Source organism: Caballeronia ptereochthonis (assembly GCF_001545075.1).
Taxonomy (GTDB): Bacteria; Pseudomonadota; Gammaproteobacteria; order Burkholderiales; family Burkholderiaceae; genus Caballeronia; species Caballeronia ptereochthonis.
On record NZ_FCOB02000001.1, the window covers coordinates 208,304 to 232,107 of the forward strand.

Sequence of the window (23,804 nt, forward strand, 5' to 3'; positions counted from 1 at the left end):
GGCCGGCGCGGAGTCGGCAAATTCGGTCACGATAGTACGCGCGCGACCGCGTATTGCTCCGGGTTCGTCATATCGGCATCGCCCTTGGGGCTCTGCACGCTCCTCCCTTCGTATCTGATCGCTTCGCGCAACCTATTTTTCGAGATGCGGGCGCCGAGTGAATCGCCCGCTATCGTACTGCCGTACTGCGATACTGCGATTGCTGCGGATGCTCAGTTGAAATCGCTCTCGAGGAACGGGCCGCTCTTCACGGCGCGATCGATCGTGATGAGCGTGGTCAGCAGCGCTTCCATGCGATGCAGCGGCACCGCGTTCGGGCCGTCGGACTTCGCGCAGGCCGGGTCCGGATGCGTCTCCATGAACAGGCCCGCGACGCCCGTCGCGACCGCCGCGCGCGCCAGCACCGGCACGAACTCGCGCTGGCCGCCCGAGCTCGTGCCCTGCCCGCCCGGCAGCTGCACCGAATGGGTCGCGTCGAACACGACGGGCGCGTTGGTCTCGCGCATGATCGCGAGCGAGCGCATGTCGGACACGAGGTTGTTATACCCGAACGACACGCCGCGCTCGCATGCCATGAAACGGTCTTCCGAGAGACCCGCTTCGCGCGCGGCGTCGCGCGCCTTGTCGATCACATTCTTCATGTCGTGCGGCGCGAGGAACTGGCCTTTCTTGATGTTCACGGGCTTGCCCGAACGCGCGCACGCGTGGATGAAATCGGTCTGACGGCACAGGAACGCGGGCGTCTGCAGCACGTCCACGACCGACGCGACCGCTTCGATCTCATGCTCGGCGTGGACGTCCGTGAGGACGGGCACGCCGAGTTGCTTCTTCACTTCGCCGAGAATGCGCAGGCCTTCGTCCATGCCCAGGCCGCGGAACGACTTGCCTGAGCTGCGGTTCGCCTTGTCGTATGACGATTTGTAGATGAACGGCACACCGAGCTTGTCCGTCATTTCCTTGAGGCGTCCAGCGACGTCGATGGTCATCTGCTCCGATTCGACGACGCACGTGCCCGCGATCAGGAAGAACGGCTTGTCCAGACCGGCTTCGAAGTGACACAGCTTCATGCTTGCGCTCCCGCGGTGGCCACGGCCCTGGCCGGCGCCTTGGCGCCGCTCGCTTCGGCATGCGCGCGCGCCGCTTCGACGAACGCCTTGAAGAGCGGATGCCCGTCGCGCGGCGTCGAGGTGAATTCCGGGTGGAACTGCACGCCCACGAACCACGGGTGCAGCGACTGCGGCAGTTCCATCATTTCGGGCAGATCCTCGCTCGGGGTACGGGCGCTGATGATAAGCCCACCCGCCTCGAGCTGGGGCACGAAACGGTTATTGACCTCATAACGGTGACGATGACGCTCGTTCACATCGCTGCCGTAGATGCGCTCGGCCATCGTGCCGGGCTTGATCGGGCACTTCTGCGAGCCGAGGCGCATGGTGCCGCCGAGATCCGACTCTTCGCTGCGCTTCTCGACACGGCCCGCGCGGTCGTACCACTCGGTGATGAGCGCGACGACCGGGTTCTTCGTTTCGGGATCGAACTCGGTGCTGTTCGCATCCGCGAGGCCGGCGACGTCGCGCGCGAACTCGATCACCGCGAGCTGCATGCCGAGGCAGATGCCGAGATACGGCGTCTTCGATTCGCGCGCATAGCGGATCGCCTTGATCTTGCCTTCCGTGCCGCGACGGCCGAAGCCGCCCGGCACGAGCACGGCGTCGAGATGCTTCAGGCCTTCCGTGCCTTCGGCTTCGATCTGCTCGGAATCGATGTATTCGATGTTGACCTTGGTCGACGTATGAATCGCGGCGTGACGCAGCGCTTCGATCAGCGACTTGTACGATTCGGTCAGCTCGACGTACTTGCCGACCATGCCGATGGTCACTTCGTGCTTCGGATGCTCGAGCTTCTCGACGAGGTTCGCCCACATCTTCAGATCGGCCGGCTGCGGCGAGAGCTTCAGCTCTTCGCAGATGATCTCGTCGAGGCCCTGATCGTTGAGCATCTGCGGAATCTTGTAGATGCTGTCCGCGTCCCATACGGAGATCACGGCGTCCTGCGGCACGTTCGAGAAGAGCGAAATCTTCTGGCGCTCGTCGTCGGGGATCGGGCGGTCGGCGCGGCACAGGAGCACGTTCGGATAGATACCGATCTCGCGCAGCTTCTGCACGCTGTGCTGCGTGGGCTTGGTCTTCAGTTCACCGGCCGTGGCGATGAACGGCACGAGCGTCAGGTGCACGAAGCACGCGCTGTTGCGGCCCATGCGCAGGCTCATCTGACGCGCGGCCTCGAGGAACGGCAGCGATTCGATGTCGCCCACCGTGCCGCCGACTTCGACGATCGCGACGTCCGGCTGCCCGCACGTCGCCGCGGCGGCGCCGCGCTCGACGAACGCCTGAATCTCGTTGGTGATGTGCGGAATGACCTGCACCGTCTTGCCGAGATACTCGCCGCGGCGCTCCTTGCGGATCACCGATTCGTAGATCTGGCCGGTGGTGAAGTTGTTGGCCTTGCGCATCTTCGTGCTGATGAAGCGCTCGTAGTGGCCGAGGTCGAGGTCCGTCTCCGCGCCGTCTTCCGTCACGAACACTTCCCCGTGCTGGAACGGGCTCATCGTGCCGGGGTCGACGTTGATGTAGGGATCGAGCTTGAGGAGGGTGACTTTGAGACCGCGCGATTCGAGGATCGCGGCGAGGGAGGCGGCGGCAATACCCTTGCCGAGGGAAGACACTACGCCGCCGGTGACGAATACATATTTGGTCATCGCTAGATGCTCGCGGGAAAAACGGATTATACCGTAAAGGCAGGTTCCCACGAAGCGCGCGCGAGCCGGAAATTGGCTGCAAATGTGCGCAATTCGCCGACATTCCGGATGATCATTTCGCCGCGCGCCCGTCAAGCCCCGCGCGCGTGCTCGTGCCCTTTTGTACGCCCCTAGAGCGACGACTGCATCGACGTGAGCAGGCGCTGCACGGCGCGCGCCGTGTCGATCGGGCGTTCCATCGGAAAGAGGTGGCTGCCTTCCATCCAGTCGAGCCGTTCGCCCGTGATGCGCCGCGTCATGCCGAGTCCCACCTGGCGCACCTCGCGCGAGCGCGTGCCCGCGATGAAGCCGACCGGCACCGGCGCGCCGTGCGCGAGCCGCGCGCCGAGCGTGTGTGGCAGCGTGCGGTAGATCAGATATTCGATGTGCCGGTCGAACGCCAGCGTGCGTGCGCCGCCCGGGTGCGCCTCGCGCATGCCGAAGTCGACGTAGTCGGACAACATGCGTTCGTCCCAGCGCGCAAACGCGGGCTTCGACCGGAAGTGCCGCCACGCCTCGTCGCGATTCGCCCAGTGCGTGCGGCGCTTTCTCGTCGCGGCGGCGGGCGACAGCCGCTCGTCCAGCCCGGTCCACTGCGTGACGCGCAGAAGACCGCTCTTCCAGCCCGCGATCACCGGCGAGTCGAGCATCACGACGCCCTTCACCCATTGCGGCCGCTTGAGCGCCGCCATCAGCGACAGATAGCCGCCGAGCGAATGACCGACGAGCCATACCTTCGGATGCTCGCCGTCCGCGCGTTCGCGATAGCGGCTCATATCGTCGATGAGCTGATCGACGAGATACGGCCAGTCGCGCGTCACGGGAAAGCGCGGGTCATGACCGATGCACTCGATGCTGCGAATCTCGTATTCGTCGGAAAGCTCCGCGAACATCGTGCGATACGTCGACGCCGGAAAGCCGTTCGCGTGCGAGAAGTGGATGATGTCTTTCAAGCGTGGATCGTCTCCGTTCTTGTTCTGTTCTCAGCGCCCCATCCAGTAGCGCGCGTGCGTTTGCCTGAAGCGCTCGAGCACGATCTCCGAGCCGATGTCGATGCGCGCCGCGCCATCCTCGTCGCTGCGTGAAAGTGAGATCGCGCGCAGTCCGTAGCGCGCGAACACGGTCGCGTTCGGATGGCGAAAGCGGTTGCGATAGCCTACCTGAAATATCGCGGCGCGCGGCTCGACGGAATCGAGGAAAGGCTCGGTCGACGACGTGCGGCTGCCGTGATGCGGCGCGATCAGCACATCGGCGCGCAGCGCCTCGTCCTCGCGCGAGATCAATGCGCGCTCGACGTCCGCCTCGATATCCGCCGTGAAAAGCGCCGATGTCCCCGTCGCGCTCGTCACCTTGAGCACGCACGACTGATGATTCGGCTTGCCGGCGAGCGGCCCCGGCTCGGGCCACAGCATGCGGAACTCGACGCCGTCCCAGGTCCAGCGCTGGCCGGCCGCGCAGCGCAGCGTCTGCGCGCCGCGGGCGCGCGCGCCGGACCAGAGCGCGTCCTTCGCGGGCAGCGACGCGAGCAATTGCCGCACGGCGACGGACTCGAGCACGGCGGGCGCGCCGCCCGCGTGATCCGAATCCGAATGACTGACGACGAGCGTATCGAGCGCGCGCACGCCCGCCGCAAGCAGATACGGCGCGACGATGCGCTCGCCCGCATGGGTCGATTCCGGACCGGGGCCGGCGTCGAAGAGCAAGGTGTGCCGCGCCGTTTCGACGACCAGCGCCGAGCCCTGCCCGATATCGAGCGCAGTCACGCGAAACGCGCCATGCGCCGCGGGATGCGGCGCGGGCGCGAGCAGCGGCAGCCAGGTCAGCGGCGCGGCAAAGCGCAGCGGCCAGCCGCGCGGCGCCAGCGCCCACGCGATGCCCACGCACGAGGCCGCGAGCGCGCACGCATCCGGCCGAGGCAGATGCCAGAGCGACGACGGCGCCGAATCGGCCAGGCGCGCGAGCGCGTCGCAGAGTATGGAGAGCGCGGCATGCGCGGCGTGGAGCATCGGTGCGTCGAGCGGCGCGGGAAGCAGCAGACCGGCGAGCGTCGCGGGCGTCACGAGCACGCTGATCCACGGAATCGCGAAAACGTTCGCGAGCGGCCCGAGCAAGGGAATTTGCGAGAACCAGTAGACGGTGAGCGGCGCGAGCGCGATCGTCACCGCGTATTGCACGCGCGCGCCCGACGCGACGTGACGTCGCATGCGCGTGAAGAGGAAGTGACAGAAGCGCGCCGCGACCGCGGGCGGCGGCCTGCGTGTTCCCGACGACTCCGGCCGCTGCCCCACTTCGCTCGGATCGGTTCGATCCCACTCGTCGATGTCCGCTTCATCCCGTGCCTGCGCCTTCGATTCGATCCTGCCCGCCGCGGCGATCGCATACAGGATCGCGGCGACCGCGCAAAACGAAAGCCAGAAACCGGGCGCCGTCACCGCCCACGGATCGGCGATCAGCACGAACGCGAGCGCCCATAACAGCACGAGCGATGACGCCGGCCGTCGTCCGCAAAGAAACGCGACCGCGAAGATCAAAAGCATCCACAGCGTGCGCTGCGCGGGCACGTTGAATCCTGCGAGCGCCGCATAGAACGCAGCAAACACGGCCGCGCCGAAAGCAGCCACCTTCGGCGCGGCGACGATCAGCGGCGCGGGCGTGCCGCGCAGCCTCATCCGCTTCCAGACGAAGCCGCAGATCAACGCCGCAAGCCCCGCGACGAATCCGATGTGCAACCCCGAGATCGCGACGAGATGACTCGTGCCGGTCGCACGCATGACGGCCCAGTCTTCATCGCTGACGGCGTCCTGCGCGCCCACCGCCAGCGCCACGATGATCCCGCGATGTGCCGCGCCCCCGAGCACGGCTTCGATGCGCTCGCGCACGCGAGCGCGCATGCGGTCGATCGTCAGAAGCGGGCCGGTCGCATCGGCGCTCGCACGGTGCGGCGAACGCGCGAGCGATACGTAGCCCGTCGCGCGAATGCCGCGTTCGAGCAATATCACTTCGGTGCCGCGCAAGCCGAAGTTCGCGTTTCCGTGCGCACGCTTGAGCCGTGCGCTCAGGGTCCAGCGTTCGCCCGCCAACAGCTTCGGCGGCGCTGGAACATTCGCGTTCGCGCGTCCGTTCGCGGTCCACAGCAATCGCACGAGGCGCGGAAATTCCCGCAATCCCGCGCCGTTCGCCTCGACCTCGAAGACAAAACGCGTGCCGTCCGCCCGATGCTCGGCCAAGCCACGCACGAAACCGGTCAGTTCGATATCGCGCTGCTCGTATTCGACGGGCAACGGCGGATGCAGCCGCGCTTCGGCGCGCATCGCGGCGTACGCAAAGCCCAGCGCGCAAGCTGCAATCGTGAAGAAACCCGTGCGCCAGCGCGGCCTGACGATGCCAAGCGCCAGCGCGATGACGAACCACGCACAGCACGCCAGCCAGACGACCGAATCCGGCAAGCGAGCCTGCTGCTGCAACCACCAGACGCCCAACGCAAATCCCAGCAGAATCGCCCGCACTTCTTCCTCTTCGTTCTTCGTGACCGCGAACGCATGCCGCCAGCCATGTGAGCGGGCAGCGCGTCATGAAAAACGATTATGCGGAGGCGAGCGCGAGCCGTGGCAGCGCGGCGTGAGCGCTGGCCGTTGTGCCTAGGGAAAGCGCGCTTTCGTCGATGCCGCGCAGTTGCGCCAGCACCTTCGCGATGCCGGCGACCTGATCCGGCGTGTTGCGCCGCCTGTAGAGCCAGGAAGGCGCGATGTCCGGCGCATCGGTTTCGAGCACGATCGCATCGAGCGGAAGCTCGGTCGCGAGCCGCCTGATCTGCAGCGCGCGCTCGAAGGTCAGATTGCCGCCGAAGCCGAGCCGCATGCCCTGCGCGATGAACGCCTCGGCTTGCTGAAAACTGCCGTTGAACGCATGCGCGATGCCTCGATGGACGTCATGCACGCGCAGGCCCTTCAGCACCTTGTCCTGCGATTTGCGCACGTGACAGATCACTGGCAGATCGAACTCGCGCGCGAGTTTGAGTTGCTCGTTGTAGAAGAACTGCTGGCGCGCGTCGTCGAGCGACGGCACGAAGTAATCCAGCCCGATCTCGCCGATGCCGACGAAGCGCGGATCGTCCAGGCTCGCTTCGATTTCCTCGCGCAGCACGCGCAGGTCGTCTTCGTGCGCGCGCGGCGTGAACAGCGGATGGATGCCGAGCGCATACGCGCCGCCCGCGATGCGATGCGCGAGCGCGCGCACCGTCGCGAAGTTGCCGCGCTCGACGCCCGGAATCACGATGCGCGTCACGCCCGCAGCGAGCGCCGCGCCGGCGACCGCGTCGCGGTCGGCGTCGAACTCTCCGGCATCGAGATGACAGTGCGTATCGATCCACATGGCGGCCTCCCGCTCGCGGCGTGCCTTATCGCATCAATCGCATCAGACCGGCACCGGCGGCTCTTCGTGCAGCACGCCGTCGCGCAGGCGCATGATGCGGTCGCAGCGCGCGGCGAGATCCGGATCGTGCGTCACGATCACGAAGCTCGTCTCGAGCGTCTGCGACAGCTCCAGCATCAGATTGAAGACAGTGTCCGCCGTGCCGCCGTCGAGGTTGCCGGTGGGCTCGTCGGCGAGCACGCACGCGGGGTGCGTGACGAGCGCGCGCGCGATCGCCACGCGCTGGCGCTCGCCGCCCGAGAGCTCGCCCGGCCGATGCTTCGCGCGATGCCCGATGCCCACCCGCTCGAGCATCTCCTGCGCATGCCGGCGCGCATCCTCTTCCGGCATGCGGCGGATGCGCAGCGGCATCGCGACATTATCGAGCGCCGTGAATTCCGGCAGCAGATGATGGAACTGATAGACGAAGCCGAGCGCGCGGTTGCGCAGCTCGTTGCGCTCCTTCTCCTTGAGCTCCGTGAACGGCTTGCCAAGCAGCGAGACCTTGCCCGCGCTCGGCTCGTCCAGGCCGCCGAGCACGTGCAGAAGCGTGCTCTTGCCCGAGCCCGACGCGCCGACGATCGCGAGCTTTTCGCCGCGCTTCACTTCGAGTTGCGCGTTGTTAAGCACCGGCACGTTGAAGCCGCCCTGCACGAACGCCTTCGAAATGGCCGACGCCTGCAGCACGATATTGTTGGCGGGAATCAAGTCACTCATAGCGCAGCGCCTCCGCCGGACGAACCTTCGCGCCGCGCCAGCTCGGATAGAGCGTCGCGAGCGACGACAACAGGAACGCGATGACGCCGATCTTCGCGACATCGCCCGGCACGAGCTCCGACGGCAGCTCGCTGATGAAATACACCGAGGACGGCAGGAACTGCACGTTGAAGAGATGCTCGATCATCGGCACGAGCCATGGAATGCTCCACGCGATCAGACAGCCGAGCGCCACGCCGAGCGCCGTGCCGATGAAGCCGATCGTCACGCCCTGCACGACGAAGATCTTCATGATCGAGCCGGGCTGCGCGCCGAGCGTGCGCAGGATCGCGATGTCGGCCTGCTTGTCGGTGACGGTCATCACGAGCGAGGACACCAGATTGAACGCCGCCACCGCGATGATCAGCGTGAGAATGATGAACATCATGCGCTTTTCGATCTGCACGGCGGAGAACCAGGTCTTGTTCTGCTGCGTCCAGTCGCGGATGTAGAGGTCGCCCGAGAGCGTGCGCGAGAGCTGGCGCGCGACTTCGGGCGCGCGCTGCATGTCCTTCAGGCGCAGGCGCACGCCGGTCGGCGCGGGCAGGCGGAACAGCGCCTCGGCGTCGCGGATGGAGATGAGCGCGAGCGTCGAATCGTATTCGTAATGGCCCGACTCGAAGACGCCGACCACCGTGAACTGCTTGAGGCGCGGCATCATCCCGGCGGGCGTGATCGTGCCTTCGGGCGCGACGAGCGTGATCTTGTCGCCGGTCATCACGCCGAGATTGGCCGCGAGGTCCTTGCCGAGCACGATGCCGAACTCGCCCGGCACCAGATCCGCGAGCTTGCCCGCGCGCATTTCGCGGCCGATGTCCGATACTTCCGGCTCGAGCGACGGTTCCACGCCCCGCAGCGCGACGCCGCTTACCGCGCCCTGACGCGTGAGCAGCGCCTGCGCCTCGACATAGGGCGCCGCGCCGATCACTTCCGGATTGCGGCGCGCTTCCTGCGCGGTCAGCTGCCAGTCGGGCATGGAGCCGGTCGGCGAAAAGATCTCGACGTGCGCGAGCACGGAGAGCATGCGGTCGCGCACTTCCTTCTGGAAGCCGTTCATGACGGAGAGCACGACGATCAGCGCGGCGACGCCGAGCGCGATGCCCGCCATCGACACGAGCGCGATGAAGGAGATGAAGCCGTTGCCTGTGGTGCGTTTGCTGGCGCGTGTGTAACGCCAGCCGATCTGCCATTCGTACGGAAGTTTCAAGCGAATCCTTTCTGCTGCTGTTACAGCGTTGTTGTGCCCCGGTGGCGCGGCGGGTGGCGCTTGCCCGACATCCCCGGCATCGTGTGAATACGCTGCGGCGGGCCTCGCGGATGCACGGCGACGACGGCGAAACATGCCGGCGCACCCGCTCCGAGCGCGAAATTTGCGAAAGTTTGCCATATATGGCGAAAGCCCCGCACGAGCATGCGTGGTTCGCACCGCGAGAACGGCGGGGCGGGCGTCATCGCCCGAAGCGCTTTGCCCTACAATGCCGAGCATCATGCCCGTTCACGACCTCCATCTCCTTCTGCCGTTCGCCCTGCCCTCGGCCGCGGACGCCGCCACCGCGCTGCACGGACTGGAGAGCGCGGCGCTCGACAAGCTGCTCGCCCGCGCCACGCTCGAGGAGCGCGTGATCGGCGAAGACTTCCAGCGCACGCTGCCGCACGAACGCTGGATCGCGCGGCGCTTCGGCGCGGTCACGCCCGCCGACAAGCGCTATTCCGACGATGCGCCGCTTGCGCCCTTCATGCTGCTCGCCGACGGCGGCACGCCCGGCGAAGCGCTCTGGGCCTGCATCGAGCCGGTTCACGTGCGCATCGCGCACGATCATCTGGTGCTGATCGATCCCGACACCCTCGGCGTGCATACCGAGGAAGCGCGCAAGCTGCTGGAAACCGCGCGCCCCGTGATCGAGGATCTCGGCGTGACGCTGCAGGCGCCGACGCCGCTGCGCTGGTACGTGTCGGGCGAGGCGCTGGGCGCGCTCGCGGGCGCGTCGCCGCTGCGCGCGACGGGCCGCAACATCGAAATCTGGCTGCCGCACGAAGCGCGCACCGGCGAGCGGTCGCGCGCATGGATGAAGCTGCAGAACGAAGTGCAGATGGCGTGGTTCGAGCATCCGCTGAACCTCGAGCGCGAATCGCGCGGCTTGCCCGCGATCAATTCGATCTGGTTGCACGGACAGGGCGCGATGCGGCCCGTGAAGAGCCCGTTCGCGCGCGTGATGTCCGGAGCCGCGGCCACGCGCGGCCTCGCGCTCGCGGCGGGCGTGAAGCCGTCGATGCCGCCCGAGTCGTTTGCAGCGCTATCGAAAGACGACGCACGAGGGACGACGCTCGTCGAGCTCGATCCGTTCTCCGCGCCGTTCATCGAGCAGGACTGGGCGCGCTGGAACGCATCGCTGAAAGCGCTCGAAGCCGCATGGTTCGCGCCCGCGCTCGACGCGCTCACGAACGGCTCGCTCGGCCGCCTGAGTCTCACGCTCTGCGGCGATACCGGCTCGGTCACGCTCTCCGTCACGCGCGCCGACCTGCGCAAGTTCTGGCGGCGCCGTCCGGTCGCGGCGCTTCTGATCGAATGAGCATCGAACAAGGCATACCTGAATGACGCGAATCGTTACGCGCGCCTCCTCTCCCGCCGACGCCGAAGCGCTGATGCGTCACGGCCTGCATCCCGTCATCGCGCGGCTGTACGCTTCGCGCGGCGTGACTTCTCCCGATGAAGTCGAAACGGAATTCAAGCGCCTGCACGCGCCCGCCGGTCTGAAAGGCTGCGACGAGGCCGCCGTGGTGCTCGCCGACGCGCTCGCCGCGGGCAGGCGCATGCTCGTCGTCGCGGACTACGACTGCGATGGCGCGACCGCGTGCGCGGTGGCCGTGCGCGGCTTGCGCATGTTCGGCGCGACCATCGACTATCTGGTGCCGAACCGCTTCGAATATGGCTACGGGCTCACGCCGGAAATCGTCGATCTGGCCGCGCGCTCGAAGCTCGGACCGCCCGATCTGCTGATCACGGTCGATAACGGCATCGCGAGCGTGGATGGCGTCGAGGCCGCGAATGCGCTCGGCATCGACGTGCTGGTGACCGATCATCACCTGCCCGGCGACGAGCTGCCGGCCGCGCGCGCGATCGTCAATCCGAATCAGCCGGGCTGCGAGTTTCCGAGCAAGTGCATCGCGGGCGTGGGCGTCATGTTCTACGTGTTGCTCGCGTTGCGCGCGGAACTGCGGCGCCGCGACGCGTTCGACGACGCGCATCCCGAGCCGCGTCTCGACGGCTTGCTCGATCTCGTCGCGCTCGGCACCGTCGCCGATGTCGTGAAGCTCGACTGCAACAACCGCATCCTCGTCGCGCAAGGACTGAAGCGGATTCGCTCGGGGCGCATGCAGCCGGGCATCGCCGCGTTGTTTCGCGCGGCCGGGCGCGACGCGCGCGTGGCGTCGGGCTTCGATCTGGGCTTCGCGCTCGGGCCGCGCCTGAACGCGGCGGGACGGCTCTCGGACATGTCGCTCGGCATCGAATGCCTGACGACCGACGACGTCGGCCGCGCATGGGAGCTCGCACAGCAGCTCGACGCGATGAACCGCGAGCGCCGCGAGATCGAAGCCGGGATGCAGCAGCAGGCGCTCGCCGAGTTGCAGACCTTCGATTGCGGCGAGCGCGCGACGCTCACGCTCTTCGATCCGGGCTGGCATCAGGGCGTGATCGGCATCGTCGCGGGGCGGCTGAAGGAGCGCTTTCACCGGCCGTCGTTCACCTTCGCGCACGCCGACGACAGCGGCACGCTCTGCAAGGGCTCCGGCCGCTCGATTCCCGGCTTTCATCTGCGCGATGCGGTCGATCTCATCAGCAAGCGCGAGCCGGGCCTGATCCACAAGTTCGGCGGCCATGCGATGGCCGCGGGCCTCACGCTCGCCACCGCCGACATCCCGCGTTTCACCGCAGCGTTCGAGGCGGTCGGCCGCGAATGGCTGACGGCCGACGCGCTCTCGCGCACCATCGAAACCGACGGCGAGCTGGAAGACGCCTATTTCACGCCGCAATTCGTCGAGATGCTCGATGCCGCCGTCTGGGGCCAGGGCTTTCCGGCCCCCACTTTTTCCGGCGAATTCGAAATCGCGTCGCAGGCGCTCGTCAAGGACAAGCATCTGAAACTGTCGCTCCTGCGTGGGCGCCAGCGCTTCAACGCGATCTGGTTCAACCACGTCGATCCGCTGCCGCCGCGCGCGACCGTCGCGTACCGGCTCGTCAGCGATTCATGGAACGGGGTCGCGCGGGTGCAGTTGATCGTCGAACACGCGCTCTGAGCGGGGTTTCGCGCACCCGCAACGCCGGGTGAACCCTGACGATCGGCTATAATTTCATCTTTTTACGAAGCCGAAGATCGACAATGGAAGCGGAACGTCTCAACGCGATCGAAAGCCTTCTGGCCGACCTGCGCCGCCGCGCGGGCGAGCTACGGGGGTATCTTTGACTACGACGCCAAGTCCGCGCGTCTGGCCGAAGTCAACAAGGAACTCGAAGACCCGAACGTCTGGAACGACTCGAAGAACGCCCAGGCGCTCGGTCGTGAAAAGAAGCTGCTCGATGGCGTCGTGACGACGCTCACCGACCTCGACAACGACCTGCGCGACGCGAACGATCTGTTCGAGATGGCACGCGAGGAAGACGACGAGGACACGCTCGTCGCGTGCGAAACCGACGCGGATGCGTTGCGCGCGCGCGTCGAGGACATGGAATTCCGCCGGATGTTCTCGAATCCGGCCGACCCGAACAACTGCTTCATCGACATTCAGGCCGGCGCCGGCGGCACCGAGGCGTGCGACTGGGCGTCGATGCTGCTGCGCCAGTACCTGCGCTACTGCGAGCGCAAGGGCTTCAAGACCGACGTGCTCGAAGAATCGGAAGGCGACGTCGCCGGCATCAAGAGCGCGACCATCAAGGTGGAAGGCGAATATGCCTACGGCTATCTGCGCACCGAAACCGGCATTCACCGGCTCGTGCGCAAGTCGCCGTTCGATTCGTCGGGCGGCCGTCACACGTCGTTCTCGTCGGTGTTCGTGTATCCGGAAATCGACGATTCGATCGAGATCGAAGTCAATCCCGCCGATATCCGCACGGACACCTATCGCGCATCGGGCGCGGGCGGCCAGCACATCAACAAGACGGATTCCGCCGTGCGTCTCACGCACATTCCGACGGGCATCGTCGTGCAGTGCCAGAACGACCGCTCGCAGCACCGCAATCGCGCGGAAGCCATGCAGATGCTGAAGGCGCGTCTCTACGAGTTCGAGATGCGCAAGCGCCAGGCCGAGCAGGACAAGCTCGAGTCGAGCAAGACCGATGTGGGCTGGGGCCATCAGATCCGCTCCTACGTGCTCGACCAGAGCCGCGTGAAGGATTTGCGCACCAGCGTGGAAATGAGCAACACGCGCGCCGTGCTCGACGGCGACCTCGACGACTTCATCAGCGCGAGCCTGAAACAGGGCGTTTAAACCGCCTGCGCGGATATCGGCTTCGATATCCGCGTTGTTCGTTTCGACTCACCGCGCATTCGCTTGTATTAAGCCAAGAATCATCATGACCGAACCGACTCAGACGAGCGCCGCTCCCGAACTGGAAGAGAACCAGATCATGGCCGAGCGCCGCGACAAGCTGCGCGCGCTGCGCGAGCAAGGCGTCGCCTACCCGAACGATTTCCGCCCGACACATCAGGCCGCCGCGCTGCAGGCCGAATACGCGGACACCGACAAGGACGCGCTCGAAGCGAATCCCCTGCCCGTCGCGCTCGCGGGCCGCATGATGCTCAAGCGCGTGATGGGCAAGGCCAGCTTCGCGACGGTTCAGGACGGCAGCGGCCAGATCCAGTTCTTCATCACGCCCGCCGACGTCGGCACCGAGACTTACGACGCGTTCAAGAAGTGGGACCTGGGCGACATCGTCGCCGCCAGGGGCGTGCTGTTCCGCACGAACAAGGGCGAGCTGTCGGTGCGCTGCACGGAGCTGCGTCTGCTCTCGAAGGCGCTGCGTCCGCTGCCGGACAAGTTCCACGGCCTCTCCGATCAGGAGATGCGCTATCGCCAACGCTATGTCGATCTGATCGTCACGCCCGAGTCGCGCAAGACGTTCATGGCGCGCACCAAGGCCGTCACGTCGATCCGCAATTTCATGGCGCAGGCGAACTTCATGGAAGTCGAGACGCCGATGCTGCATCCGATTCCGGGCGGCGCCGCGGCCAAGCCTTTCGTCACGCATCACAACGCGCTCGACATGCAGATGTTCCTGCGCATCGCGCCGGAGCTCTATCTGAAGCGGCTGATCGTCGGCGGCTTCGAGCGGGTGTTCGAGATCAACCGTAACTTCCGGAACGAAGGCGTGTCGCCGCGCCACAATCCGGAATTCACGATGATGGAGTTCTACGCGGCCTACACGGATTACCGCTGGCTGATGGACTTCACCGAGGAGCTGATCCGCCAGGCCGCGATCGATGCGCTCGGCACCGCGACCATCACGTATCAGGGCCGCGAGCTGGATCTCGCGAAGCCGTTCCATCGTCTGACGATCAATCAGGCGATCCAGAAATACGCGCCGCAGTACACCGATGCGCAGTTGTCCGATGCAGCGTTCCTGCGCACGGAACTGAAGAAGTTCGGCGTGGATACGACGCAACCCGCATTTCTCAATGCGGGCCTCGGTTCGCTGCAACTCGCCTTGTTCGAAGAGACCGCCGAGTCGCAACTGTGGGAGCCGACGTACATCGTCGATTACCCGATCGAAGTCTCGCCGCTCGCGCGTGCCTCCGATTCCGTGCCGGGCATCACCGAGCGCTTCGAGCTCTTCATCACGGGCCGCGAGATCGCCAACGGCTTCTCGGAGCTGAACGATCCGGAAGATCAGGCTGCGCGCTTCCAGAAGCAGGTCGACCAGAAGGACGCCGGCGACGAGGAAGCGATGTACTTCGATGCCGACTACATCCGCGCGCTCGAGTACGGCATGCCGCCGACGGGCGGCTGCGGCATCGGCGTCGACCGTCTGGTGATGTTGCTGACCGACAGCCCGAGCATCCGCGACGTGATTCTGTTCCCGCATCTGCGTCGCGAAGACTGAGTCTTTCGGACATCCCGAGCAGGATCCAAGGCGCGCCTTTCGAGGCGCGCTTTTTTTCGTCTGAGCGAATTGTTGTAACGGCTGGTAAAAGTTTCAAGGCAGATTTGACCGCCGGATCTCGCTGCGGCCGGCTTCCGGGCCTGGCACCGCTCGTGCTTCTCTTCAATGCATGCTGCGCCGCGAAATTGTTACAACCGGAAAAAGCGAAAAATCCAGGTTTCTCCGACAATGCGTTGTGACAGTAGTGACTGGCAGCGACACGTCGCCTCGAAAAGGAGGTTCGGAAAAATGGATAACGGGACCAACAAACTCAGCACGCCGCCCTCTTCGGGCGGCGGTCAGCCGCAGCAGCGGCGCCTACATCCGCTCATCGCCACGGCGGCGGGCGCGGTGGTCGTCGCGAGTCTCGCGGCAACGGCAGCGATGACGGGACTGTTCCCGAAGGCATCGAGCAATTCCGCGCAGAATCCGCAGACGCAGACGGCGGCCGTTGCCCAGCAGCCGGTCGTGGATTCGGCCGCCCCGAGCCCCTCGCAGCAACCGGGTGCCGCCCAGCAACAGGCGGCCCAGCAACAGGCGGCTCAACAGCAGGCCGCGCAGCAGCAGGCGGCGGCTCAGCAAGCCGCTGCGCAGCAGGCCGCCCGGCAGCAAGCGCAGCAGCCTCCGGTGCAACAACCGGCGCAGCCGTCGTATGCGCAGCAACCGCCGCAACATCCGGCGTATTGCTCGACGTGCGGCACCGTCGAGGCGATTTCCGCCGTCAAGCACGAAGGCCACGGAACCGGTATCGGCGCGGTCGGCGGCGCGGTGGCGGGCGGGGTCGTCGGCAATCAGTTCGGGCGCGGGGGCGGCCGCACCGCGATGACGCTGCTCGGTGCGCTCGGCGGCGGTCTCGCGGGCAACTCGGTGGAAAAGCATCTGCGCAGCGAAACCGATTATTCGGTGCGCGTGCGGATGGAAAACGGCAAGACCCGCTACTTCACTTACAAGAATCCGCCGCCGTTCGCGCAAGGTCAGCGCGTGCGCGTGGAAAATGGGACGCTCGTAGCCGGTTGATGCGGTCGATCTTGAACACCAGGGCAGCCCGAACCGGCTGCCTTATTTTTTGATCAAGCGCCCCCGAGACTATGAAAAGACGAGCGCGTTCGAATAAGAAATCGTCCAGTTCGCGCGCACACAAATGAGCCGAATTGCAAATTCATTCGCAATGCGCCAATGACTTTTCAAATACTTCATGCGGCGCGTGCGAGCATTGAAACAATGCTCCGCGGAGAGTGCTCATACGTCGAATAGGCGTGATATCCAGCCCAGCGCGTGCTATTGTCATTTGCAGCGGGCTTTCCCAATGCGGCAGGCTCGCAATTCACAGCCGCGGCAACAATATCAGAGATCGTTTCTGTCTTCCCGTAAGTCGAGTTCGAGTGCGGCAAAGCATTCAGTCTGTGACGGACAATCAATTCGCATTCAAAATCAAACTACAGCTCAATATCCGTTTTGCCTATCTGGTTGATATTGCGCATCGAACCGGATTCATGGGATTGCCAATGCTTATTTCATGTTGTTTGGCCTTCTCGGAGATAACCATGAATTGGCGTCTCGTAGTGCGAAAGCTCTTTTCGGTCATGCTATCGGGGACCGTGGCCGCCAGCGCGTGCATCACGGCGCGTTCCGCGAGCGCTCAAGGCACGCCGCCCGTCAACCCTTATCTGGCCGGCCCGGTCTACGCGGTTACGCACTTCGATTCCGCGCAGACCGACAGCTTTCCTTATCCCGTTTCGACGAGCGCCTACTCGATCGTACCCGGTCTTCTCCAGTTGCCCCAGACGCCGCAAATCGTGGCGGGCCCGATCAACCTGATGACGCTCGCGACGACTTCGCCCAACTTCATGTGGGGCGTGTCCTCGACGGGCGTAAATTATCTTTCTCTGGCGAGCAATACCCTTTCTTCCGCCGCCATCACGCCGTATCTGTTTCCGGGGATCACGCAGACGCTTCTCAACACCATTAACGGATTGCTTCAGAATCCGATCACCACGGTACAGCAGGCGCAAAATATCCTGTCCCAGCTAGGACTACCTTTTGCTTCGGGCGGGTTTCCGTCGGCTTATAGCGTAGTGGACAGCAATAATGTGCTCTATACCAATTATGGCAGCTCGATTTACGCGTTCCGCTTTCAGCCCGCGCTCGACTCCCTTGGCACGATTTCGGTAGCCGGCACCCTGGATACGACGACTTTCCTGCAGTCGGGCGAAACCGTGACCGGCGTGGTGATGACATATTCAGGCAAGCTGGCCATCATCGGTTCGCATTCTGTGAGCGTCGTGGGCGGCTCGTTCCTGAACGGACAAACGCCAACTATCCATACCATCGAAATAAGCAGCAGCGAGAGCATCAGCAATTCCGCAGCCGTCGACAATCACGATGGAATTTATTTCGTCTCCAACACGAATATGTACAAGGCGGTGTGGAACGACAGCCAGCAGAAGCTATCGCTCGACCCTGCCGATGGCGCATGGACGGCTCCCTACCCCAGCGGCGACACCTATTTCACGGCGTTCGGTTCAGGCTCGGGCAGTACGCCGACCTTGATGGGTTTCGACGACTCGCAAGACGAACTGGTGGTCATCACGGACGGCAAGGCGCGCATGCATCTGGCGGCCTTCTGGCGTAACCAGATTCCGTCCGGGGTGCCTGTGCCCGATCCAGCCAATCCCCGTCTGGCGGGGATCATCCAGGTCAACTGCGGCTTGCCCGCGAACGCCCAGATCCAGACGGATCAATCCGTCGCGGTGTACGGATGGGGCGCGTTCGTCGTCAATAACATCGCGAGTTCCAATTCGGGCACCAGCCCGCTCGTGGATAACCTGCTGCGCGGCACGGCGCTTTTCCCATCGCCTGTCGGCGTGGAGCGCTTCGCGTGGGATCCCGGTGCGCATCAATGGTCGTCGGTATGGGCGCGCCCCGACATTTCTTCCAACAGCATGGTGCCGACCATCAGCGCCGGCAGCGGCGTCGCGTCACCGCAAGTATTCGCCAGCGGCAATTACGCAAACACGCCGCAGGCAGCGCAGGCGGGGTTGTCAGGCGATGGCTGGGTCGTGACCGGCTTGGACTGGAACACAGGGGCCACGCGGTTCACCGGCATCTTCGGACCCGGCATTCTGGGCAATGGCTTCTACGCGCTGATTCAGTTTCTCCCGAACGGCGATCTGCTGTTCAACAGCCTGACGGGGCCGACGCGGGTCAGCATTCCGTCCTCTGGGCACACGGCGTATATCTACCCCTCGCTCCATTTGTGACCGCACGTTTTGACGGTCCATTTCAGTGCGGGCGGCGTGCATGGATGACGAAAGCGCACCGCCCCTTTTTCACTGTCCGTGGACCGCCGGCTGCTAATGGTCGCGCTGTGAGCTGCGCGCCGGATTGGGCCTGCCGCGCACCGCCATATAGGCCCACCAGACATAGCCCGAGAAGCCATACAGCACGAACAGGCAGAACAGCATGACGGGCGGATCCGACGACACCAGCACGAACGCCACCACGATCAGCAGCACGCCCGCGAACGGCACGCGATAGCGCACGTCCAGCGCCTTGCCGCTATAGAACGGCGCGTTCGACACCATCGTCACGCCCGCGTAGATCGTCAGCGCGAACGCGACCCACGGCAGCCAGACGAGCTTGAGCGGCACGCGGTTGTCGGTCGCGAGCCACACGAAACCCGCGATCAGCGCGGCCGCCGCCGGCGACGGCAAGCCCTGGAAGTAACGCTTGTCGACCACGCCGACGTTCGTATTGAAGCGCGCGAGCCTGAGCGCCGCGCCCGAGCAATAGACGAAGGCCGCGAGCCAGCCCCAGCGGCCGAGGTCCTTCAAGACCCATTCGTACATCACGAGCGCGGGCGCGACGCCGAACGACACCATGTCCGACAGGCTGTCGAACTGCTCGCCGAACGCGCTTTGCGTGTGCGTCATGCGCGCGACGCGGCCATCCATGCCGTCGAGCACCATCGCGACGAAAATGGCGATGGCCGCGATCTCGAAGCGCACGTTCATCGCCTGCACGACGGCGAAGAAGCCGCAGAAGAGCGCGGCGGTCGTGAATGCATTCGGCAGCAGATAAATGCCGCGCTTTCTCAGGAACTGCTGCCGCTTCGCGCGCCGCGTCTCCACGGCGCCGACGTCCTGCGCGGCCTTGTTGCGGCGGAACGCGCGCGGGGGCGTCGGGTTCACGCGGTTACGGCGCGGTTTGAATGCCGCCATCGAATCCTCCGCGTTATTCCGCGAACTCGGCGAGGATCGTCGACGAAGCCGAAACCTTCTCGCCGATCGAAACGCGCGGACGGCTGCCCAGTGGCAGATACACGTCGACACGCGAGCCGAAGCGAATGAAGCCGTAACGCTGACCGCGCGTGAGCGGCTCGCCCACATGCACGTAACAGAGAATGCGCCGCGCGATGAGGCCCGCGATCTGCACGGACGTCACGGTATGGCCGCTCGCCGTCTGCAGCACGACGGCATTGCGCTCGTTTTCGGTGGACGCCTTGTCCACGGCCGCGTTCAGATATGCGCCAGGAAAGTACTGCACCTTGGTGATCGCGCCGTCCACCGGCGAGCGTTGCGAATGCACGTTGAACACGTTCATGAACACGCTGATCTTGAGCGCTTCGCGGCCCGCGTAAGGATCGTGCGCGGTCTCGACCGCGACGATGCGCCCATCGGCCGGACACAGCACCGCGTTGGGCTGCGACGGAATCGGACGCGGCGGATCGCGAAAGAACTGGACGACGAAGATCACGATCAGCCAGAAAATCCAGGCGAAGCCAAAGCCGCCCATCGCCTGCACGAGGATGGCGACGACAGCCGCGATGGCGATGAACGGCCAGCCTTCGCGGGCGATGATCGGATGAGGATAGTTCATGAACGAGTTTTGTATTTTCTAAAAACCGTAGGATAGCAAAAGCCGCCCGGAGCACAGGGCATCCGGACGGCTTTTACTTGAGCAAGAATCGTGACGCTGAAATCGAATCAGTTCTTCGACTGGTCGACGAGCTTGTTCTTCGCAATCCACGGCATCATCGCGCGCAGCTTCGCACCGACCGTTTCGATCTGGTGCTCGGCCGTCAGGCGGCGGCGCGACTGCAGCGTCGGCGCGCCGGCCTTGTTCTCGATGATGAAGCTCTTCGCGTACTCGCCGGTCTGGATGTCCTTCAGGACTTCCTTCATCACCTTCTTCGTGTCTTCGGTGATGATGCGCGGACCCGTCACGTACTCGCCGTACTCGGCGTTGTTCGAGATCGAGTAGTTCATGTTCGCGATGCCGCCTTCGTAGATCAGGTCGACGATCAGCTTCAGCTCGTGCAGGCACTCGAAGTACGCCATTTCCGGCGCGTAGCCCGCTTCGACCAGCGTTTCGAAACCCGCCTTGATCAGGTCGACGGTGCCGCCGCACAGAACCGCTTGTTCGCCGAACAGGTCGGTTTCGGTCTCTTCACGGAAGTTCGTTTCGATGATGCCCGCACGGCCGCCGCCGTTCGCCGCCGCGTACGACAGCGCGACGTCGCGCGCCGAGCCCGACTTGTCCTGTGCAACCGCGATCAGGTGCGGCACGCCGCCGCCTTGCTGGTACGTGCCGCGCACCGTGTGGCCCGGGGCCTTCGGCGCGATCATGATGACGTCGAGATCCGCGCGCGGGATCACCTGGCCGTAGTGCACGTTGAAGCCGTGCGCGAACGCGAGGGCCGCGCCCTGCTTGGCGTTGTCGTGCACTTCGTTCTTGTACACGTCGGCGATCTGCTCGTCGGGCAGAAGCATCATGACGACGTCGGCGCCCTTCACGGCTTCAGCCACTTCCTTCACCTTGAGACCGGCGTTCTCGGCCTTGCTCCACGATGCGCCGCCACGGCGCAGGCCGACCGTCACGTTCACGCCGCTGTCCTTCAGGTTGAGCGCGTGCGCATGGCCTTGCGAGCCATAACCGATGATGGTGACTTGCTTGCCCTTGATGAGGGAGAGGTCGGCGTCCTTGTCGTAGAAAACTTTCATGGTGGTTCCTTGAGTCCTGATGATGCGTTGAAATTGGTTGCGCTACGTGTGCTGCTGATGAAGTGGACTGCCGCCCGCTATACCTTGAGGATGCGCTCGCCCCGGCCGATGCCGGAGCTGCCCGTGCGAACCGTTTCGAGGATCGCCGTGGCGTCGAGCGCCTGAATGAACGCGTCGAGCTTGTCGCTCGCGCCCGTCAGTTCCATCGTGTAGGTCTTCTCGGTCACGTCGATGATGCGGCCGCGGAAAATATCCGCCATGCGCTTCATCTCTTCGCGCTCCTTGCCGACCGCCCTTACCTTGATGAGCATCAGCTCGCGCTCGATGTGGGCGCCCTCTGTCAGGTCGACCACTTTCACCACCTCGATCAGGCGGTTCAGGTGCTTCGTGATCTGTTCGATCACGTCGTCCGAGCCAATCGAGACGATGGTCAGCCGTGACAGCGAGCTGTCTTCGGTCGGCGCCACCGTCAGCGTTTCGATGTTATAACCGCGCGCCGAAAAGAGACCGACGACACGCGATAACGCGCCCGGCTCGTTTTCCAGCAAAACGGAGATGATGTGTTTCATTGTCGTGATTCCCGATGTTTATCCAGAATGGCGTTTGTCGAAAAACCCGCGCGCAGCACTCGTCCTTTTTGAAGACAGGTGCGCGCGAGCCTCGCGAATCAAACCCGCGTTATAGATCCTCAGACCCGAGCAGCATTTCCGTGATGCCCTTGCCTGCCTGCACCATCGGGAATACGTTTTCGGTGGGATCGGTCTGGAAGTCGAGAAATACGGTGCGGTCCTTGAGACGCAGCGCTTCCTTGAGCGCCGGCTCGACGTCCGCGGTCTTTTCGACACGAATGCCGACATGGCCGTATGCCTCGGCGAGCTTCACGAAGTCGGGCAGCGCATCCATGTACGAGCTGGAGTAGCGCTTCTTGTATTCGATCTGCTGCCACTGGCGCACCATGCCGAGATAGCGGTTGTTCAGCGAGATGATCTTGACGGGCGTGTTGTACTGCTTGCACGTCGAGAGCTCCTGAATGCACATCTGGATGGAGCCTTCGCCCGTGATGCAGACCACTTCGTCGTCCGGATAGGCCATCTTCACGCCCATCGCGGCGGGCAGGCCGAAGCCCATCGTGCCGAGGCCGCCCGAGTTGATCCAGCGGCGCGGCTTGTTGAACGGATAGAACTGCGCCGCCCACATCTGATGCTGGCCGACATCCGAGCACACGAACGCGTTGCCGTCGGTCAGCTCCCAGAGCTTTTCGACGACGTACTGCGGCTTGATGATCTCGCTCTTGCGGTCGTAGGCGAGGCAATCCTTCGCGCGCCAGCCTTCGATCTCGTCCCACCACGTCTTGAGCGCCTGCGTGTCCGGGCCGTGCTCGGCGTGCTGAAGCTGCTCGATGAGTTCCTTCAGCACTTCCTTCACGTCGCCGACGATCGGAATATCGACCTTCACGCGCTTGGAAATGGACGACGGATCGACGTCGATATGGATGATCTTGCGCGGCGACGACGCGAAGTGCTTCGGATCGCCGATCACGCGGTCGTCGAAGCGCGCGCCGATGGCGATCAGCACGTCGCAGTTCTGCATCGCCATGTTGGCTTCGTACGTGCCGTGCATGCCGAGCATGCCGAGGAACTTCTTGTCGCTCGCGCGATAGCCGCCCAGGCCCATCAGCGTGTTGGTGACGGGATAGCCGAGCAGATCGGCGAACTGGTTCAGCTCGCGCGATGCATCCGCCAGGATGATGCCGCCGCCGGTATAGATATACGGGCGCTTGGCCGACAGCAGCAGTTGCACCGCCTTGCGGATCTGGCCCGAATGGCCCTTGGTGACCGGATTGTAGGAGCGCAGCGACACGCTCTTGAGCGGCTCGTACTTGCACGGCGCCTTCGACACATCCTTCGGAATGTCGATCAGCACCGGACCGGGACGGCCCGTGCGGGCAATGTAGAAGGCCTTCTTGACGGTCGCGGCGAGGTCGCGCACGTCCTTCACGAGGAAGTTGTGCTTCACGCAGGGACGCGTGATGCCGACGGTATCGCACTCCTGGAACGCGTCGAGGCCGATGGCCGCGGTGGGCACCTGGCCGCTGATGACGACGAGCGGAATGGAATCCATGTAGGCCGTGGCGATGCCCGTGACGGCATTGGTGACGCCCGGGCCGGAAGTCACGAGGCACACACCCACCTTGCCGGTGGAGCGCGAATAGGCGTCGGCGGCGTGCACGGCGGCCTGCTCGTGGCGCACGAGAATGTGCTGGATCTGGTCCTGCTTGTACAGCTCGTCGTAGATGTAGAGTACCGAGCCGCCGGGATAGCCCCAGATGAACTCGACGTTCTCGTCGGCAAGCGCGCGCATGAGCACGGTGCCGCCAATGGAGTCAGCTTCTTGAGGGGGAGTGGTATCCGACGTGGAGAATTCCGCGCTAGGCATGTTCATTCATCACCTTTCGAATTTTCGGCAAAAAATTGATCGGGTGCTCTCTACCGGGCTTGTGGCTCGGGTTCAAGCGGCGCGTCTTGGTTTGACAGGCGTGCTTCTTGGGCTCGCCTCAAATTAGACATTTCACTTTATGATGCGAGTCGGAAAATGTAGCCCGGCGCGCGCGGCGGGTCAAGCAAAAAGTTTCCGAACAGTCCGATGGCGGCTTTCCGCACGATTTTGCGGTAAAAGCGGCGCGCAAGCGCAACCTGTCGGACAT

General features: G+C 64.5%; 18 protein-coding genes. 6 read left to right on the top strand and 12 right to left on the bottom strand.

Annotated elements, in window-relative coordinates; genetic code table 11:
• Window positions 1-212: 212 nt before the first annotated feature.
• The 7 genes from kdsA to AWB83_RS00975 form a co-directional block, all read right to left on the bottom strand.
• The gene (gene kdsA, locus AWB83_RS00945) at window positions 213-1,067 is read right to left on the bottom strand and encodes a 3-deoxy-8-phosphooctulonate synthase (RefSeq protein ID WP_087042374.1); all 855 of its coding nucleotides are present in this window, start codon (window positions 1,065-1,067) and stop codon (window positions 213-215) included.
• Window positions 1,064-2,758, bottom strand: a complete 1,695-nt coding sequence (gene pyrG / locus AWB83_RS00950; protein WP_087042375.1) for a CTP synthase — start codon at window positions 2,756-2,758, stop codon at window positions 1,064-1,066. Before pyrG ends, kdsA begins: the two co-directional genes overlap by 4 nt.
• Window positions 2,759-2,928: 170 nt before the next feature.
• Window positions 2,929-3,750: an alpha/beta fold hydrolase gene (locus tag AWB83_RS00955; protein WP_087042376.1), complete on the bottom strand. Its 822-nt coding sequence runs from the start codon at window positions 3,748-3,750 to the stop codon at window positions 2,929-2,931.
• 30 nt (window positions 3,751-3,780) lie between these two features.
• On the bottom strand, window positions 3,781-6,303 hold the full coding sequence (locus tag AWB83_RS00960; protein ID WP_087042377.1) for a ComEC/Rec2 family competence protein: 2,523 nt from the start codon (window positions 6,301-6,303) through the stop codon (window positions 3,781-3,783).
• Window positions 6,304-6,379: 76 nt separating this feature from the next.
• Complete coding sequence (locus AWB83_RS00965) at window positions 6,380-7,168, bottom strand: TatD family hydrolase (protein WP_087042378.1); 789 nt, start codon at window positions 7,166-7,168, stop codon at window positions 6,380-6,382.
• A gap of 42 nt (window positions 7,169-7,210) precedes the next feature.
• Window positions 7,211-7,924, bottom strand: a complete 714-nt coding sequence (gene lolD / locus AWB83_RS00970; protein WP_087042379.1) for a lipoprotein-releasing ABC transporter ATP-binding protein LolD — start codon at window positions 7,922-7,924, stop codon at window positions 7,211-7,213.
• On the bottom strand, window positions 7,917-9,170 hold the full coding sequence (locus AWB83_RS00975; RefSeq protein WP_087042380.1) for a lipoprotein-releasing ABC transporter permease subunit: 1,254 nt from the start codon (window positions 9,168-9,170) through the stop codon (window positions 7,917-7,919). The genes lolD and AWB83_RS00975 overlap by 8 nt, the downstream gene beginning before the upstream one ends.
• A 268-nt stretch (window positions 9,171-9,438) precedes the next feature.
• Here AWB83_RS00975 and AWB83_RS00985 point away from each other — a divergent pair, with 268 nt between their 5' ends.
• The 6 genes from AWB83_RS00985 (at window position 9,439) to AWB83_RS01010 (ending at window position 18,358) form a co-directional block, all read left to right on the top strand.
• Window positions 9,439-10,533 (top strand): regulator, encoded by a 1,095-nt coding sequence (locus AWB83_RS00985; RefSeq protein ID WP_087042382.1) that lies wholly within the window; start codon window positions 9,439-9,441, stop codon window positions 10,531-10,533.
• Between the two features lie 22 nt (window positions 10,534-10,555).
• A complete protein-coding gene (gene recJ / locus AWB83_RS00990) occupies window positions 10,556-12,259 on the top strand; it encodes a single-stranded-DNA-specific exonuclease RecJ (RefSeq protein ID WP_087042383.1) in 1,704 nt (567 codons plus the stop codon).
• Between the two features lie 83 nt (window positions 12,260-12,342).
• Window positions 12,343-13,447 (top strand): peptide chain release factor 2 gene (gene prfB / locus AWB83_RS00995; RefSeq protein ID WP_208636685.1). Its coding sequence is split into 2 segments (ribosomal slippage): window positions 12,343-12,414 and window positions 12,416-13,447, totalling 1,104 coding nucleotides; the frame shifts between segments, so codons are not numbered across the junction.
• A gap of 85 nt (window positions 13,448-13,532) precedes the next feature.
• Complete coding sequence (gene lysS / locus AWB83_RS01000; protein ID WP_087042384.1) at window positions 13,533-15,059, top strand: lysine--tRNA ligase; 1,527 nt, start codon at window positions 13,533-13,535, stop codon at window positions 15,057-15,059.
• A gap of 288 nt (window positions 15,060-15,347) precedes the next feature.
• Window positions 15,348-16,115 carry a glycine zipper 2TM domain-containing protein gene (locus AWB83_RS01005; RefSeq protein ID WP_087042385.1) on the top strand — a complete coding sequence of 256 codons (768 nt, stop codon included), beginning with the start codon at window positions 15,348-15,350 and terminating at the stop codon, window positions 16,113-16,115.
• A gap of 386 nt (window positions 16,116-16,501) precedes the next feature.
• A complete protein-coding gene (locus AWB83_RS01010) occupies window positions 16,502-18,358 on the top strand; it encodes a hypothetical protein (protein WP_244197520.1) in 1,857 nt (618 codons plus the stop codon).
• A gap of 93 nt (window positions 18,359-18,451) precedes the next feature.
• On the opposite strand, the gene pssA is transcribed toward AWB83_RS01010, so the two are convergent.
• The 5 genes from pssA to AWB83_RS01035 all read right to left on the bottom strand — a co-directional run bounded on the left by pssA (window position 18,452) and on the right by AWB83_RS01035 (window position 23,542).
• A complete protein-coding gene (pssA, locus tag AWB83_RS01015) occupies window positions 18,452-19,318 on the bottom strand; it encodes a CDP-diacylglycerol--serine O-phosphatidyltransferase (protein ID WP_087042387.1) in 867 nt (288 codons plus the stop codon).
• A gap of 13 nt (window positions 19,319-19,331) precedes the next feature.
• Window positions 19,332-19,976, bottom strand: coding sequence for a phosphatidylserine decarboxylase (locus AWB83_RS01020; protein ID WP_087042388.1), 645 nt, complete (start codon window positions 19,974-19,976; stop codon window positions 19,332-19,334).
• Between the two features lie 107 nt (window positions 19,977-20,083).
• Window positions 20,084-21,100, bottom strand: coding sequence for a ketol-acid reductoisomerase (ilvC, locus tag AWB83_RS01025; protein WP_087042389.1), 1,017 nt, complete (start codon window positions 21,098-21,100; stop codon window positions 20,084-20,086).
• Between the two features lie 77 nt (window positions 21,101-21,177).
• Window positions 21,178-21,669 (bottom strand): acetolactate synthase small subunit, encoded by a 492-nt coding sequence (gene ilvN, locus AWB83_RS01030; protein WP_008341906.1) that lies wholly within the window; start codon window positions 21,667-21,669, stop codon window positions 21,178-21,180.
• Between the two features lie 109 nt (window positions 21,670-21,778).
• Window positions 21,779-23,542 carry an acetolactate synthase 3 catalytic subunit gene (locus AWB83_RS01035; protein ID WP_087042390.1) on the bottom strand — a complete coding sequence of 588 codons (1,764 nt, stop codon included), beginning with the start codon at window positions 23,540-23,542 and terminating at the stop codon, window positions 21,779-21,781.
• Between the last annotated feature and the right edge of the window lie 262 nt (window positions 23,543-23,804).

Excerpts from the sequence above, each read along its gene's own strand:
- kdsA (WP_087042374.1), bottom strand. The coding sequence starts at position 1,067 with ATGAAGCTGTGTCACTTCGAAGCCGGTCTGGACAAGCCGTTCTTCCTG.
- pyrG (WP_087042375.1), bottom strand. The coding sequence starts at position 2,758 with ATGACCAAATATGTATTCGTCACCGGCGGCGTAGTGTCTTCCCTCGGC.
- AWB83_RS00965 (WP_087042378.1), bottom strand. The coding sequence starts at position 7,168 with ATGTGGATCGATACGCACTGTCATCTCGATGCCGGAGAGTTCGACGCC.
- lolD (WP_087042379.1), bottom strand. The coding sequence starts at position 7,924 with ATGAGTGACTTGATTCCCGCCAACAATATCGTGCTGCAGGCGTCGGCC.
- AWB83_RS00985 (WP_087042382.1), top strand. The coding sequence starts at position 9,439 with ATGCCGAGCATCATGCCCGTTCACGACCTCCATCTCCTTCTGCCGTTC.
- recJ (WP_087042383.1), top strand. The coding sequence starts at position 10,556 with ATGACGCGAATCGTTACGCGCGCCTCCTCTCCCGCCGACGCCGAAGCG.
- lysS (WP_087042384.1), top strand. The coding sequence starts at position 13,533 with ATGACCGAACCGACTCAGACGAGCGCCGCTCCCGAACTGGAAGAGAAC.
- AWB83_RS01005 (WP_087042385.1), top strand. The coding sequence starts at position 15,348 with ATGGATAACGGGACCAACAAACTCAGCACGCCGCCCTCTTCGGGCGGC.
- pssA (WP_087042387.1), bottom strand. The coding sequence starts at position 19,318 with ATGGCGGCATTCAAACCGCGCCGTAACCGCGTGAACCCGACGCCCCCG.
- AWB83_RS01020 (WP_087042388.1), bottom strand. The coding sequence starts at position 19,976 with ATGAACTATCCTCATCCGATCATCGCCCGCGAAGGCTGGCCGTTCATC.
- ilvC (WP_087042389.1), bottom strand. The coding sequence starts at position 21,100 with ATGAAAGTTTTCTACGACAAGGACGCCGACCTCTCCCTCATCAAGGGC.
- ilvN (WP_008341906.1), bottom strand. The coding sequence starts at position 21,669 with ATGAAACACATCATCTCCGTTTTGCTGGAAAACGAGCCGGGCGCGTTA.
- AWB83_RS01035 (WP_087042390.1), bottom strand. The coding sequence starts at position 23,542 with ATGAACATGCCTAGCGCGGAATTCTCCACGTCGGATACCACTCCCCCT.